The organism is Mesorhizobium sp. M6A.T.Cr.TU.014.01.1.1, assembly GCF_004022765.1.
In the GTDB taxonomy this organism is placed as follows: Bacteria; Pseudomonadota; Alphaproteobacteria; order Rhizobiales; family Rhizobiaceae; genus Mesorhizobium; species Mesorhizobium mediterraneum.
This window is the reverse complement of record NZ_RZPG01000006.1, coordinates 45,796-59,662: the sequence shown is the minus strand read 5'-3', so window position 1 is coordinate 59,662 and position 13,867 is coordinate 45,796. Positions and strand designations below refer to the sequence as shown.

Annotated in this window: 14 protein-coding genes; 5 read left to right on the top strand and 9 right to left on the bottom strand. The window is 63.1% G+C overall.

The genetic code is table 11. From position 1 onward, the window contains the following. Nucleotides 1-76: 76 nt before the first annotated feature. Nucleotides 77-1,081: a BMP family ABC transporter substrate-binding protein gene (locus EN885_RS08570; protein ID WP_128241209.1), complete on the bottom strand. Its 1,005-nt coding sequence runs from the start codon at nt 1,079-1,081 to the stop codon at nt 77-79. A gap of 255 nt (nt 1,082-1,336) precedes the next feature. On the opposite strand from EN885_RS08570, the gene EN885_RS08565 reads away from it, so the two are divergent. Together EN885_RS08565 and EN885_RS08560 are read left to right on the top strand one after the other, a co-directional pair. Continuing rightward, complete coding sequence (locus EN885_RS08565; protein ID WP_095483764.1) at nt 1,337-1,921, top strand: amino acid synthesis family protein; 585 nt, start codon at nt 1,337-1,339, stop codon at nt 1,919-1,921. Beyond that, nucleotides 1,918-2,502, top strand: coding sequence for an amino acid synthesis family protein (locus EN885_RS08560; RefSeq protein WP_128241208.1), 585 nt, complete (start codon nt 1,918-1,920; stop codon nt 2,500-2,502). Before EN885_RS08565 ends, EN885_RS08560 begins: the two co-directional genes overlap by 4 nt. A gap of 6 nt (nt 2,503-2,508) precedes the next feature. Here EN885_RS08560 and EN885_RS08555 read toward each other — a convergent pair whose 3' ends face one another. From EN885_RS08555 to EN885_RS08545, 3 genes are read right to left on the bottom strand one after another with little or no spacing between them, the layout of a single operon-like run. Continuing rightward, entirely contained in the window at nt 2,509-3,696 is a 1,188-nt protein-coding gene (locus tag EN885_RS08555; protein WP_095484005.1) for an amidohydrolase family protein, read from the bottom strand. A 41-nt stretch (nt 3,697-3,737) separates the two neighbouring features. Next, a complete protein-coding gene (locus tag EN885_RS08550) occupies nt 3,738-4,289 on the bottom strand; it encodes a MarR family winged helix-turn-helix transcriptional regulator (RefSeq protein ID WP_128241207.1) in 552 nt (183 codons plus the stop codon). Between the two features lie 48 nt (nt 4,290-4,337). After that, the gene (locus EN885_RS08545) at nt 4,338-4,982 is read right to left on the bottom strand and encodes an isochorismatase family cysteine hydrolase (protein ID WP_128241206.1); all 645 of its coding nucleotides are present in this window, start codon (nt 4,980-4,982) and stop codon (nt 4,338-4,340) included. A 233-nt stretch (nt 4,983-5,215) separates the two neighbouring features. On the opposite strand from EN885_RS08545, the gene EN885_RS08540 reads away from it, so the two are divergent. Continuing rightward, nucleotides 5,216-6,070 carry an NAD(P)-dependent oxidoreductase gene (locus EN885_RS08540; RefSeq protein WP_127203624.1) on the top strand — a complete coding sequence of 285 codons (855 nt, stop codon included), beginning with the start codon at nt 5,216-5,218 and terminating at the stop codon, nt 6,068-6,070. After that, complete coding sequence (locus EN885_RS08535) at nt 6,067-6,870, top strand: SDR family NAD(P)-dependent oxidoreductase (protein ID WP_128241205.1); 804 nt, start codon at nt 6,067-6,069, stop codon at nt 6,868-6,870. Before EN885_RS08540 ends, EN885_RS08535 begins: the two co-directional genes overlap by 4 nt. Here the strand turns inward: EN885_RS08535 and EN885_RS08530 are convergent. From EN885_RS08530 to EN885_RS08510, 5 genes are all read right to left on the bottom strand, one after another. Beyond that, nucleotides 6,782-7,954: a Gfo/Idh/MocA family oxidoreductase gene (locus tag EN885_RS08530; RefSeq protein WP_128241204.1), complete on the bottom strand. Its 1,173-nt coding sequence runs from the start codon at nt 7,952-7,954 to the stop codon at nt 6,782-6,784. The genes EN885_RS08535 and EN885_RS08530 overlap by 89 nt on opposite strands. Nucleotide 7,955: 1 nt before the next feature. Continuing rightward, nucleotides 7,956-8,858 (bottom strand): carbohydrate ABC transporter permease, encoded by a 903-nt coding sequence (locus tag EN885_RS08525; RefSeq protein ID WP_128241203.1) that lies wholly within the window; start codon nt 8,856-8,858, stop codon nt 7,956-7,958. Next, the gene (locus EN885_RS08520; protein WP_127203627.1) at nt 8,858-9,787 is read right to left on the bottom strand and encodes a sugar ABC transporter permease; all 930 of its coding nucleotides are present in this window, start codon (nt 9,785-9,787) and stop codon (nt 8,858-8,860) included. Before EN885_RS08520 ends, EN885_RS08525 begins: the two co-directional genes overlap by 1 nt. Continuing rightward, nucleotides 9,784-10,722 carry a sugar phosphate isomerase/epimerase gene (locus tag EN885_RS08515; RefSeq protein ID WP_126103470.1) on the bottom strand — a complete coding sequence of 313 codons (939 nt, stop codon included), beginning with the start codon at nt 10,720-10,722 and terminating at the stop codon, nt 9,784-9,786. The genes EN885_RS08520 and EN885_RS08515 overlap by 4 nt, the downstream gene beginning before the upstream one ends. Before the next feature lie 98 nt (nt 10,723-10,820). Further along, on the bottom strand, nt 10,821-12,167 hold the full coding sequence (locus EN885_RS08510) for an extracellular solute-binding protein (RefSeq protein WP_126103469.1): 1,347 nt from the start codon (nt 12,165-12,167) through the stop codon (nt 10,821-10,823). Between the two features lie 503 nt (nt 12,168-12,670). Between EN885_RS08510 and EN885_RS08500 the strand changes: the two genes are divergently transcribed. Further along, nucleotides 12,671-13,690, top strand: coding sequence for an isopenicillin N synthase family oxygenase (locus EN885_RS08500; RefSeq protein WP_127203628.1), 1,020 nt, complete (start codon nt 12,671-12,673; stop codon nt 13,688-13,690). The last annotated feature ends 177 nt before the right edge of the window (nt 13,691-13,867 follow it).

Below are 13,867 nucleotides of genomic sequence, written 5' to 3'. Positions count from 1 at the left end.
ATTGGACGCTGATCCGTCGCGGCAAGCCGCGGCGGATCAGCGTAGCGCTTTCCTGGGAGGATGCGCGGTTGTTGTCTTACTTCGCCTTGGCGATCTCGATCTTGCCATCGAGAATGGCCTTCTTGATCTCGTCCAGCTTGGCCGTCACATCGGCCGGGATCGTCGGGGCGATATCATCGCAGACCTTGACCTCGACGCCGCCCGAAGCTAGGTCGAAGGTGCGGGTGCCGGCGGTCACTTTGCGGCCCTCGACTTCGTCCTTGATCAGCGTGTAGACGGCGATGTCGCCGCGCTTCAGCATGCTTGCGAGCACATTTCCGGGGGCCGTGCCGCACATGTCGATGTCGACGCCGATCGAGTATTTGTCGACCGCAGCACTTGCCTGCATCACGCCTTCGCCCGTCGGGCCGGCGACGTTGTAGACGATGTCGGCGCCCTGGCCGTAAAGCGCCTGGGCAAGCTCGCTGCCCTTGGCCGGGTCATCGAAGGTTCCGGCGAAGACGGAGTTCACCTTCACGTCGGGCGCGGCATATTTCGCGCCTTGCTCGTAGCCGCCGAGGAAGTTGCGGATCACGGGGATATCACGGCCGCCGACGAAGCCGATCGCCCTGCCGTCGCCGATCTTGGGGAATTCGCTGCCCTTGGCCTCGATCATGCCGGCGAGCGCGCCGGCGACGAAGGATCCCTGCTCCTCCGCGAAATTGGCATAGATCATGTTGGGATTGTCGAGTACGCCGTCGATGAACACGAAGCGCTGGTCGGGATAGGCTTTGCTGACCTTCTGCAGCGAGTCCACCAGTTCCCAGCCCATCACAAAGATCAGGTCGTACTGCTTGGCCTTGGCAAGGTTCTCGAACTGCTCCTCGTAGTCGAGCGCGCGATTGCCGGTGTCGACCAGCTTCAGGTCGATGCCGAATTCGTCCTTGGCCTTGTTGAGGCCGTTGACGATGGAAACACCGAAGCCCTGTGCAAAGTATCCCGAGATGGCGGCCACGGACACTTTGTCCTGTGCCGCGGCAGATCCGAACGACACGGCAAGCATCGTGCCGGCCAGACATAGATTTTTGAGCGCCCTTTTCATGTCATTCCCCTTCAGCTTTTTTCAGCTTTTGAAGCCACGCCTTAACCATCCGCGCTATCGCCGAGACGGCGGCTATTTTCGTTGATGGTCATATGAGTTTATGAGCGGCCCCGCAGGCTGTCAATCGTCCTGCGAGGCAGTTTCGTTGTGCCATTTCTCGCTTCTTGCGTGTCGAAGCTTGACAAATATCGGCTGGGGATAATTGTTGATACTCTAACGAGTTTGTGTGAACGACGGGAAGAAAGAGAGCGGACAATGCCGGCTGTGGTGGTCAGGAAATTTCTGGTTCAGGTCGAGGAGATATTCCACGAGGGCGGCCCACTTGCGGCACGTCCGCCCAAACGCGGCGCGATCGTCGCCGTCATCGCCAACCCCTTTGCCGGGCGCTATGTCCAGGAAATCACCGGCTTCATGGACGATCTGAAGCCGCTCGGTCTCGATATGGCGCGACGCCTGATCGATGCCATCGGCGAGGGCGTCTCGGCGATCGAAGGCTATGGCAAGGGCGCCATCGTCGGTGCTGCCGGCGAGCTCGAACACGGCGCGCTCTGGCACAATCCAGGCGGTTACGCGATGCGCGAGCTGCTCGGAAACGCTAGGGCAATCGTGCCGTCGACCAAGAAGGTCGGCGGCCCCGGAACGCGGATCGACATTCCGATCACGCACATAAACGCTTCTTACGTGCGCAGTCATTTCGACGCGATCGAGGTCGGCGTCACTGACGCGCCGCGCGCAGACGAGATGGCGGTCATCCTGGCGATGACGACAGGCGCGCGCGTTCACGCGCGGGTGGGCGGCCTTGCCGCCGCGGATATCAAAGGCGAGGACGGATTGAGATGAGCGTAGAAATCCGCCGGATCATCACCATCATCGAGGAAAACCTGATCGAGGGCGGCCGTCCCGTCGATCCGCCGACCCGCCGCGCGGCGGCCATTGCCGTGATCCGCAACCCGTACGCAGGCACTTACGTCGAAGACCTGTCAGCGTTGAGCGACATTGGTGAGGAATTGGGCGACATTTTGCCGAAGCGCGCGGTCGCAGCACTTGGCTTTCCCGGCAATAAAGTCGAAAGCTTCGGCAAGGCAGCCGCCGTCGGCGCCGACGGCGAACTCGAGCACGCCGCCGCCATCCTTCACCCCAAGCTCGGCGCCCCGTTCCGCGATGTGCTTGGCAAGGGTGCGGCGCTCATTCCCTCGTCGAAGAAGCGTGGCGGCCTCGGCGTGCCGCTGGACATCCCGCTCGGCCACAAGGATGCGGCGCGGGTGCGCAGCCATTTCGATGGCATGGAGGTCCGAGTTCCTGACGCACCGCGCGCCGACGAGATCGTCATCGCCATCGCCGTGACCGATTCCGGCCGGCCCCATCCACGCGTTGGCGGGCTGACCAAGGACAAGATCGTCGGCAAGGATGGCGTCAGCTAAACGTCGCTATCCCTGAATGACTTCAGGCACCCGCATTGCCGGCGGGGTGTTGCGGCTTCGACGGGTCTGCACCAGGCCGTCGATGACGACCATTCCGATCCCCGGAAGGTTGCCCTGCGCCACGCTGTCGAGCAGCCCGTCGCCGGCGCCGCCGATCGCCTGGTCCATGAAGATCAGGTCGGCGGCGCGGCCGACTTCGATCATGCCACGATCATGCAGCTTGCGCACGCGCGCCGTGTTGCCGCTGGCAAAGCAGAATGCCACTTCCGGCGCGACACCGCCCAGCGAAGCCAGCATGGTGAGGATCCGCAGTATGCCGAGCGGCTGCACGCCGGACCCGGCCGGGCTGTCGGTGCCAAGCACGATGCGCGAAAGTTCGCCGCGCTGCCTAGCAAGATCGAGCACGAACAGTCCGGTGCGCAGATTGCCGTTATGGACGATCTCGAGCGCCCGCGAGCCCTTCTCGCAGATCTGCCGGATTTCCGCTTCGGGCAGTGCCGTCGGCCCGCCATTGACATGGGCGACAATGTCGGCGTCGACCTCCAGCACGACATCCGCACCGATGCGGCCGGAGCCGGGCAGGGACGGGCCACCGGTGTGGGTCATTGAGGTCATGCCGTATTCGCGCGCCCAGGCGACCATCTGCCGTCCGGTCGGCCCGTCCTTGACGCCGCCTAGGCCGACCTCGCCGACAAGCGTGACGCCGGCTTCGGCGAGGTAGCGGAAGTCCTCCTCGACCAGGCCGGGCTCCAGAATCGGCGCACCGGCCAGTATCTTCATCCCACTCGGGCGGAAGTTGGAAAAGGTCCGCTGCGCCGCGATGGCAAGCGCCTTCAATCCGACCAGGTCGCGCGGACGGCCCGGCGTGTGGACCTCCCCCGCCGAGACGATGGTGGTGACCCCGCCATGCACGGTCGAATCCATCCAGCCGATCTGGTTCTGCCGCGGCGTCCAGTCGCCGGCTACCGGATGGACGTGATTGTCGATGAGGCCCGGCGCGACCGCGCAGCCCATTGCATCGATCACGGTGCCGGCAGCACTGGTATCAAGGGCGCCGGCTTTGCCGATGGCGGTGATCTTGCCGTCGACCGCGACGATCGTGTCGGCGTCGAGGATCGGTTGGGCGAGATCGCCGGAAAGCATCAGGCCGATGTTGCGCACGACAAGCGTGTTGGGTTTCGGGTCGGGCGACATCGGCACCTCGTTTGTTATTTCCATGAATTTTGGAACGCGAGTTACTTCCCGCTATCGCCATTCGATGGGTCGTCGTCATTGATGCGATTGAGCAGGCGAAGCAGCGTCGCCTGTTCCGTGGGCGAAAGCGGCGACAGAAATCTCCGTCCGACTTCGACGCTGCGTTCGAGCCGGTCGAGCGTGTATCTGGTTCCCTTGTCGGTCAGCGCGATCATCGACAGGCGTTGGTCGGTATCGGACGCGCTGCGGGTGATCAGCCCGTTCTTGAGAAGTTTGCGGACAACGATGCTGATGGTCGACGGGTCCATCGCGGTCAGCCGTCCCAGATGGTTCTGCGAGACGTCGCCCTGCTTGAGAATGGTGGCGAGGGCGGCGAATTGCGTTGGCGAAAGATCCTCACCGGCCATGACCTGTTGGAAGCGCAGCGTCGCGCGCTGATGTGCCCGGCGGATCACGTGCGCCGGATGGCGGTCCAGTTCGTAGCCGGTCTTGGCGTATCGCTGCAGCACCTGTTCGCGGCTCAGCGGCTTAGCACTGTCGCCCGGCCCTTTGGGTGCCGCACTTTCGGGTTGCGATTCGATATCAGTCGTCACGCCGGGCTCCTCTTGCCGCTGTCTCGGATGCCGCAGGCTCGAAAAAGTTCAAGCCGCGACTTCAGCCGGTTGAAGCGACGTCCCGTCGCGAAGGGCTGCGACGACGCTTGCCGAATCGCTGACCACGCCGAAATGCGTCGCTATATCGTAGAGCGAGCTTTCCTGCTCGCGTGGTCCCGTCGCCGCGCAGCAATCGCTTGGCACCACCACTTCATAACCCTGGAAAAAGGCGTCATGGACGGTCGAGCGCACGCAGATGTTGGTGACCACGCCGAAGATGACCAGTTGATCGACCTGCATGTCTTTGAGCGTCAGGTCGAGGTCGGTTTGAAAAAACGCCGAGTAGCGCCGCTTTATCAGATGGATTTCATCGTCGCGGGCGCCAAGGTCCTCGATGATCTCAGGACCGCAGCTACCCTCGAGACAATGTGGCGTGCGCTTCACCCATTCGCGCTCGCGGCGCATGCCGGCCCTATGGGTGTCGTGCACCCAGATAACCGGCACACCGCCGGCGCGCGCGGCCTCGATGACCGCCAATTGCGGTGCGACAAGCGTCTCATATCCCGGCAGCACCATCGCCCCGCCGGGCTTGCAGAATTCATTGACCATGTCGATGACAATAACCGCCGCGCGTTGCGGATCGAGGCGCATCGCGTCATCGTGCCGATGTGAGGAAAAACTGTCCACGGGCATGGCGAGCTCCTTTGGTCGATCGTTGATGCTCATACAAAAAACCGTCGCGGATGCCAAGTCAATCCCGTTCGGGGCAAAGCCTTGTCGTCTGGTGCGCGCGGGACGCGCCGGCAAAGGTCCGCGCCGTTCTCCGATGCGGAATGGCATTGACAAGGTTCGGCAATCGGGTGTTCGATTTGTATGACCATCAATGATATTCAATTGGCTGAATTCGCGGCGTCGAGGGCTGAGACATGAAGACGATCGTCACCGGATCCAGCGGTCTGCTTGGCCGCCATGTCGCCGCGGCGCTGGTCGCGGCCGGTCATGATGTGATGGGCATTGATGCCGCCGCCCCGGGTGACGTGGCATGGCGGCATGCAACCGCGGATCTGACGGATCTTGGCTCGACGCTGCAGCTGGTGCGCGATTGCGACGCTGTGGTTCATGTCGCGGCCATTCCGCGCCCGACCGGGCGGGCCGGCGGCGAAGTGTTCAAGACCAATGTCGCGACCGCCTACAATGTCGTCGAGGCGGCGGCCATGGCTGGCGCCGCGCGCTTCGTCTATGCCTCGTCCTTCAGCGTTTTCGGCTATCCGTTCTTCGAGAAGACGGTGCGCCCGCCCTATCTGCCGGTGGATATGGATCACCCGGTCGGCGCGCAGGATCCATACGGCCTGTCGAAATGGCTCGGTGAGGAAATCGTCGCCGCGGCGGTGCGCCGCGGCGCATTCTCGGCTGTCAGCATTCGTATGCCATGGATCCAGACCCCGGCCAGCTTTTTCGCGGGCGTCGGCCCGCGCCGCGCCACTGCCGACAGCGCCCGTGACCTGTGGGCCTATCTCGATGCGCGCGACGCGGGGCAGGGCTTCCTGCAGGCGTTGGAATGGAAAGGCGACGGCCATCTCCGCGTCCTGCTCAGCGCCGCCGACACGTTCATGGAAGAGGAAACCGAGCCGCTCGTGCGCCGTGTCTACCCGGATGTCCCGCTATCGCGGCCGATCGCCGGCCATGGTGCCGTGCTCGACACAGTCCATGCGCGCGAAACCATCAGCTTTGAGCCGAGCCATTCGTGGCGCTCTTACCCGAAGCCGGAGCTTGGAAAATGAAGCGATTCGACGAAAGATGCGTCCTTGTCACCGGTGGCGCCGGCGCGATCGGCAGTGCGGCGGTCCGGCGCTTCCTCGAAGAAGGCGCACGCGTCGCCATTGTCGACCGCAACGGCGCGGCGGCGCGGACACTGGCCCAATCTCTGGGCGAGCACGCGATCGCCATCGAAGCCGACGTCACCGATGAAGCAGACGTGCGGCGCGCCGTTGAAACGACCGTGGAAACATTCGGCGAGCTGAATGCGGTGTTCAACAATGCCGGGATTTCCGGCGTCATCGCTCCGGTTCACGAACTGCCTGTTGACGACTGGGATACCATCATTCGTATCAACCTGCGCGGCATGTTTCTCGTCCTGCAGGCGTCGCTTCGGGCGATGATCGAGGCCGGTAATGGCGGCTCGATCGTCAATATGGGTTCGTCCATGGCCGGCTGGGACGTGCTCGCGGGCGGTGCCGGCTATGTCGCCTCCAAGCATGGTGTGGTCGGGTTGACGCGGGTCGCAGCACTCGATGCCGCGCCCTACGGCATACGCGTCAACGCCATCTGCCCCGGCGTGATCGAGACGACGCTCGGCGTGCCTGCGAGCGGCGACGGCGATTTCAAGAGCAGCGTGCAGCATTTCGCCGACCGCATCCCGCTGCGCCGCATCGGCCAGCCGGACGATGTCGCGGCCGCCGTGGCGTTCCTCGCCTCCGACGAGGCCAGGCACGTCACCGGCGCGGATTGGCTGATCGACGGCGGCCAGACCTTGCAGAGCTGGGCCAACGCGCCGGCCGGCGGCGTGTTTCCGAAATTCTGATAAGGGGCCTCGTCTCAAGCCGCTTTGGCGGCATTGCCTGGATGATCTGGACGGCGAGATCAAGGTCGGCGAGACCGCCCGAAAGCGGCGTGCGCGGTTTTGCGCCGGCCAGGATGCAATCGGCGAAATGCAGCCATTCGCGACGGAATGCGGTGTCGGGGATGCCCGGCAGCACGCGTTCGGATGCCGTCTCGCCGGCCGCTTCGCGCACCCGCACGATGGCCGAGGCATTGCGGAAATAGGGGTTCTGGAAATCGATCCGCACTTCCGCGTGCTCGCCATGCACGTGGATCCATTCGTCCCACCATTCATATTGGGCGAGCGCCATGTCGAAGAGACAGGGAACGCCGTCATAGTCGAGCACGGCCAGAAGCTGGTTCGCGCCGGTCTGCTGCGCGTGCACGACACGGCTCGGCGTGCCGAAGGCGCCGCGCATGACGGCGAGATCGTGGCTGCTCAGGCCAAGCAGCAGGAGATAGAGATCGCGATAGCCGGCATGGTCCAGCCCCAGCGCCGCCTCGACGCGTCGTGCGACGGCGTCTCGCCCGGCCGCGAGCAGATCGGCCGGCACATCGGCGATATGGATTTGCGTATAGAGTTTGCCGTAGAGGTCGAAGCGGCCGGCGAAATCATGGACATGGATCGACTTCGGCCGGCCGATGGCGGCGATGCGCTCGAGGCCGATCTCGTAGCCGGGGTCATAGAACTTCATATAGCCGACAAGCGCAACGAGGCCGCTGCGTTCAGCCTGCTCGATCAGCGGGTGCGCCTCCTCAAGCGTGAAGGCAAGCGGCTTCTCGACGATCAGATGCTTGCCGGCGCGGATGGCGTCAGCAACCATCTCGCCATGGTCGTAGGTGCAGATCACCACGGCATCGACACCAGGATCGGCAAGCAGGGCGCGATGGTCGGTATAGCGGGCCGCGACACCGTAGTGCTCCCCGACCTTGTCGACCGTTCCGGGTGAGATATCGCACAGCGCGGCGATGCGAAACGCCGGCAATTCCTGGAGATAGGGCAAGTGCATCAACTGGGCGATTTCGCCGCAACCGATAACGCCAACGCCGATAACGCGATCCTGCATGTCAACCCTTAACGGCGCCGGCCGTCAGGCCGGCGATGAACTGCCGCTGCATGGCGATGAAGACGACGATCACCGGCAGTGTCGTGATCGTCAACGCGGCGAAGTAGAGCGCCCAGAGCGAGTCATATTGCTGGAAGAAGCTGACAAGTCCGAGCGGGATGGTCTGCACGGACGGGTCGCGCAGGAGCAGGAAGGCGAGGAAGAAATCGTTCCAGATCTCGATGAAGCCGAAGATCAGGATCAGCGCGACGCCCGGCCGGATCAGCGGCAGCATGATGTGGATCAGGATCGCCAGCCGGCTGGTGCCATCGATACGCGCGGCGTCTTCGAGGTCGGCGGGCAACGTGACGAAGAAGCTGCGCAGGATGAAGACCGAAAGCGGCAATGACGTCGCGGCATAAACGAAGGCGATGCCGAGCCGATTGTTGATCAGGCCGAGATCGCGCGCCACCATGAACAGCGGAATGGCCATGACTTGCGGCGGCACCAGCATGGCCGCCACGGCCACCGCCAGCACAAGGCCGCGTCCGGGAAAACGAAGGCGCGCCAGCGCATAGGCGCAGGGCGTCGCCACGGCCACCAGGATGATCAATGCCGAACCGGTGACGAAGACGCTGCTGACGATGCGCGATCCCATGCCGGCGATGCGCCAGGCATCGGCATAGTTCTGGAACACAAGGCTCGACGGCGGGCCCCAGATGTTGCTGAGCATTTCCTGCTTGGTCTTGAGTGAGCCGAAGAGCACCCAAAGCAGCGGATAAAGCGTCTCCAGCAGCACCAGGACGAGCGCAGCATAGATGCCTGCAAGTTCGAGAATACCTCGCGCGCCGAGGCGCCGCGCGTTGCGGCGATGGCCGACCGTGCCGTTGTCCCGGGAAAGCGGAGGGTTGGCCGCGGCGCTCATCAGACCTCAAGCCTTTGCCGCCGCATCAGGGCGAGCAGCCCGACGCTGGCCAGCCCGACGATCAGGAAGAGCACATAGCCGATGGCCGCGGCATAGCTCATGGCACCGTCCTGGAAGGCCTTGCTCATCATGTAGGTGAGCACGACTTCGGTGGCGTGGTTCGGCCCGCCCTTGGTCAAGACATAGACGATGTCGAAGTTGCGCACGAAGGCGCCGGACAGGCCAAGAATGGTGTTGATGAAGACGATCGGCATCATCATCGGCAAGGTGACATGCCAGAAGCGCTGGACCGGTCCCGCGCCGTCCATCTTCGCCGATTCGTAGAGTTCCGCCGGGATCGTCTGCAGCCCAGCGAGATAGATCACGGCGTGGAAGCCGAGCCATTTCCAGACGTCGACGACGATGATCGAATAGAGCGCGATATCGGCGTCACCAAGCCATGATTGTTTCAGCCCACCGAGGCCGAACAGATCGAGGCCGCCATTGAGCAGCCCGAAGACCGGATTGTAGATCCAGGACCAGAGCAGCCCGACGGCGACGAAGGACATCGTCACCGGGACGAAGGCGGCGGCGCGAAAGAAGGTGCGGCCGAGGACCACCCGATTCAGAAGCAGCGCCAGCCCAAGGCCGAGCACGTTTTTCAAGACGACAACTGCGACGACGAAGATCAAATTGTTGCGCAGCGCGGCGAGGAAGATGCGATCATGTGCAAGGCGCTGATAATTGGAGAAGCCCGCCCAGCTTGGGTCGGAAAACCCATCCCAATTGTGCAGGCTGAGCCAGAAACCGTTGCCGAACGGCCAGAGGTAGAACAGACCGAAGAGGATCGCGGCCGGCAGGATCATGACGAAGGCGGTCGCGCCGTCGCCTGAAACGAAGCGCCCGAAACGGCTCGCGGAAGGAGCCGCCTCTTGCGGTCGCGTGCTCATGCGGCCTTCGCGGTTTTCGGTGTCAGCGCCAGCCCGAGCGTATTGCGGATATAGGCGATGCTCTCCAGCGTGCTCTGCTCGGCCGTCTTCTTCGATGCGTCGAGTTCGATGATGGCGAGGCCGTCATAGTTTGCGTCGAGCAGCACGTCGACGATGCCGGCAAGATCGACGACGCCGGCGCCAAGCTCGCAAAAGGCGCCGTAGCGGTCATAGCCCTTCAGCGCAGGGTCGACCCTGGTATCCTTGAAATGCATGTAGCGCACGGCCGAGATGTAGGTTTTGACCGCATCGACGGGATCGGAATTGGTATGGGCGAGGTGCGCCGGATCGATGCACAGGCCGGCCAGACCGGTGTCCAACTCATCCATCATCCGGTCGAGCTGGTCGCGGCGCTCGATGAAAGTGTCGAGATGCGGGTGATAGACCGTCTCGATGCCAAGGTCTTTGGTCCGCTTGCCGATATCTTCGAGCGCCCGGCAAAAGGCGCGGTAGTCGTCGGCCGTATGCGGGCCGGCAATGGCTTCAGAGGGACCGCCTCCAAGAACCAGGACCGGGGAGCCGAAGCCCTTCAACATCCTGGTCAGCGCGACAAGCACATCGCGCTCATAAGGCCAGGCGACAGGGTTGGTGAAGATCGCATTCACGTAGAAAGAGGAGAGCTTGATGCCATACTCGCTCTGGCCTTCCGACAGCAGCGCGTAGCGCCGCAAAATGTCGGTATCGGTCGTCACGCCCATCGGCGCCTGGTTGCCGAGCTGCATATATTTGCGGGCGTACTGGTCCGAGAGGCTGGTGAAGGCGAGGATCTCGAACCAGCCGAAACCCTGATCGGCCAGGAATTTGATGGCCGGCCTGAGCGGTAGTCCGGTGAGGTCCCAGCTGTTCAGATGATAGCCGATCGAGAAGCGCTGCCGCTCGGCGCGATTTGTCGTCATGTCTCTGTCTCCGGTAAGAGAGGCAGCCCGAGACGGGCGGCCCCGTTTTCTTGCCCTGGCGCATCAGCTCGGCTGGATGCGCTCGCCTGCATGCGAGCTCACTTGGGCGGCCAGTTGCCCTGCGCCTTGAGGTCGTCGAAGGTGGTCTGGATCGAGGCCGCCGCCTCCTCGGGCGTCGTCGTGCCGCCAACGATGCCGGCGATCGCCGAAGCGGTGGCTGTCGCGACTTCCGACGGCCAGATCCAGTCGAGGAACTTGATGGTGCTCGGGAAGGCTTCCTTGCGCAGCTCGACCGCATAGGCGTCGTCGACCTGCGGCACGCCCTTGATCGAGGCTGCGATCGGCTGCTCCGGCGCAAGGTAGAGCGTCGCAACCTCAGGCTGGGTCAGATATTCGATGAACTTGATCGCCGCATCGAGCTTCTCGGGCGGGATCGACGAGGCGACGCAGATCCCGTTGTCGGCGCCGCCGCCATGGCCTGGCGCGCCCGGCGTTCCATCCATTTTCGGAAAGGCAAAGACGCCCCATTTGAAGTCCTTGACGCTCGACTGGAGCGACGGGATTTCCCAGGTGCCGCCATAATACATGGCGCTCTTGCCGGCGGCGAAAGCTGCGCGCATTCCGTCCTGGTCGACGGAAAGCGAGTCTTTGGAAAGGATGCCGTCGTCGACCCACTGCTTGATCAGCTTGAAGCCTTCGACGTCAGGCGCATCGGTGAACTTTGCCGTGCCCTCCAGATTCTTCTGCGTCTTGCCGACCGGGTCGCCCGAGGCCTGCGAAAAAGTTTCGAAGAACCACATTGGCCACATCACGGTGTTCGAGCCCTGATGCAGGAGAGGGATGACGTCCGCGTCCTTGAACTTCGGCACGGCCGCCTTCAGGTCGCCATAGGTCGGCGGGACCGGGATAGCGAGCTTCTGAAAGAGGTCGACATTGTAGAAGATCGTCGATGTCGACAGCGTCGAGATCGGGACACCATAGACCTGGCCGCTGACCGTGAAGGCGCCAAGCGCGGCGGCGTCGATCCTGTCTTGGAACGGCTTGATCTTGTCGGTGATCGGCATGACCAGCTTGCGCCTGACGTAGGCGCCATTGGTGTAAAAGGCCGGGCAGGCGATCAGGTCCATTTCCTGGCTCGCCAGCTTGGCGGTCATCAGGCGCTGGATGGAATCGGTCTGCGGTCCTTGGGCATCCCACTCGACCTTCGAGACGTCGGGGTTGGCCTTGAGGAAGCCGTCAATGACCTGCTGCTGGATCTTCTTCTGCTCGTCCGGCGCCTGACGCGGAGCGAGCTGGTCGAGGGCCGAACCGCCGAAGACCTTGAGCGTGATCCCCTCGGCATGGCCGATGCCGGGCGTCGTGATCAGGCTCAGGCTGAGCAGTGCGGTAGCAAGGATGGCGGGATGTTGTTTCGAACGATGGGTCACTCTCTGCTGAATGGGCATCTGGCTCTCCTTTACGCCAATGCCGAGGGGCAACCTCGGGACCAAAGATCGTTGATGGTCATATGATCTTGGTCGCCTGTTGCAAATTTTGTCAATCGGTAGGCATGCCTATTATTTCACCAATTTCATGGGCCCAGAGAGTTGGCGGGCGAGCGCGGCGTCGTCTGATGCGCCGCGCTTCCCCCGTTCCCGCACCTCCGCCCGGCGCCAACAAGACGATCACGGCGCCGGTCAGGTTCGGCGCACGGTGAACGTGCTCTCGCAGGAGGCGAATACGGGAAGCGTGTTTGAGCGTTTGGCGGCATCGGCCGGAAGCGCCGCGGCTCCAGGGTTCCGTCGCGCCCTGGAGCATCCTTTCGGACATTATTTGCCTGCCGGCCGCCAAACGCAGCGCTGACTTTCTTCCATTGGCGTCGAGATTGGATCGAGCATTGCTTTGATCGCAACGACCTGCGTGTCACCGTAGAGGCCTGATCCAAGCCTGAGGCAGAAGGAGGTTGACCATGGCCAGGATTGTACCCGTGCTCGATCTCAGCCGTCTCGGACAGGGCGCGTCGGAGCGTCGGACCTTTCTGTTCGACCTGCGCACGGCGGCCCGTGACGTCGGCTTCTTCTATCTCAGCGGCCACGGGATTTCGGCTGCGGAGATTGACGAGGTGCTCGACGCCTCGCGTCGGTTCTTTGCCTTGCCCGAAGCCGACAAGCTGGCCATCGAAATGGTCAAGTCACCGCAATTCCGCGGCTATACGCGCACCGGTGGCGAACTGACCAAGGGCAAGGCCGATTGGCGCGAACAGCTCGACATCGGCGTCGAGCGCCGACCCGTGCCACAGGAGCCGGGCATTCCTGCCTGGACGCGGCTGCAAGGGCCGAACCAATGGCCTTCGGCCCTGCCGGAACTCGAGCCGGCGCTGCTGGCATGGCAGACCAGGGCAACGGCGGTGGCGATCCGCCTGCTCAAGGCCTTCGCGCTGTCGCTCGACCAGGCCGAGGACGCTTTCGATCCGATCTATAGCGGTGAGCCCAACCATCGAATGAAGATCGTGCGCTATCCCGGACGCGACGCAACCGGTGGCGACCAGGGCGTCGGCGCGCACAAGGACGGCGGCTTCCTGACGCTCCTGCTTCAGGACGAGAATAAGGGGCTGCAGGTCGAATATGACGAAAGCTGGGTGAATGTGGATCCGATCCCCGGAACGCTGGTGGTCAACATCGGCGAGCTCCTCGAATTGGCGTCGAACGGTTACCTCAAGGCGACGGTGCACCGTGTCGTCACGCCACTGGCCGGTGTCGAGCGGATTTCCATTCCTTTCTTCTTCAGCGCCCGGCTCGATGCGACGATCCCGTTGCTCACCCTGCCTGAAGAACTGGCTGCCGAAGCGCGCGGACCCGCGAGCGATCCGGAAAATCCGCTGTTTCGCGACGTTGGAACCAACGTGCTGAAAAGTCGCCTGCGCTCGCATCCTGACGTGGCGCGCCGGCACTATGCCGATCTTCTCGAAACGAGGGCGTCACCTGTCTGAAGGCGTCGGAGCAAATAGAACAGAAATTTTCGTCATCCCCGGCGGCTTTGGAATTTTATTCGTCGCCAACGCGCCCAAACAAGCTCAAACAGGTAAGACCGTTCGACGGTTTCCTCCCATTCCGCTGAACGGTGTTCCCCTCTGAAGGTTGTAACCTTCTTTTGGCCGGGCCGCATT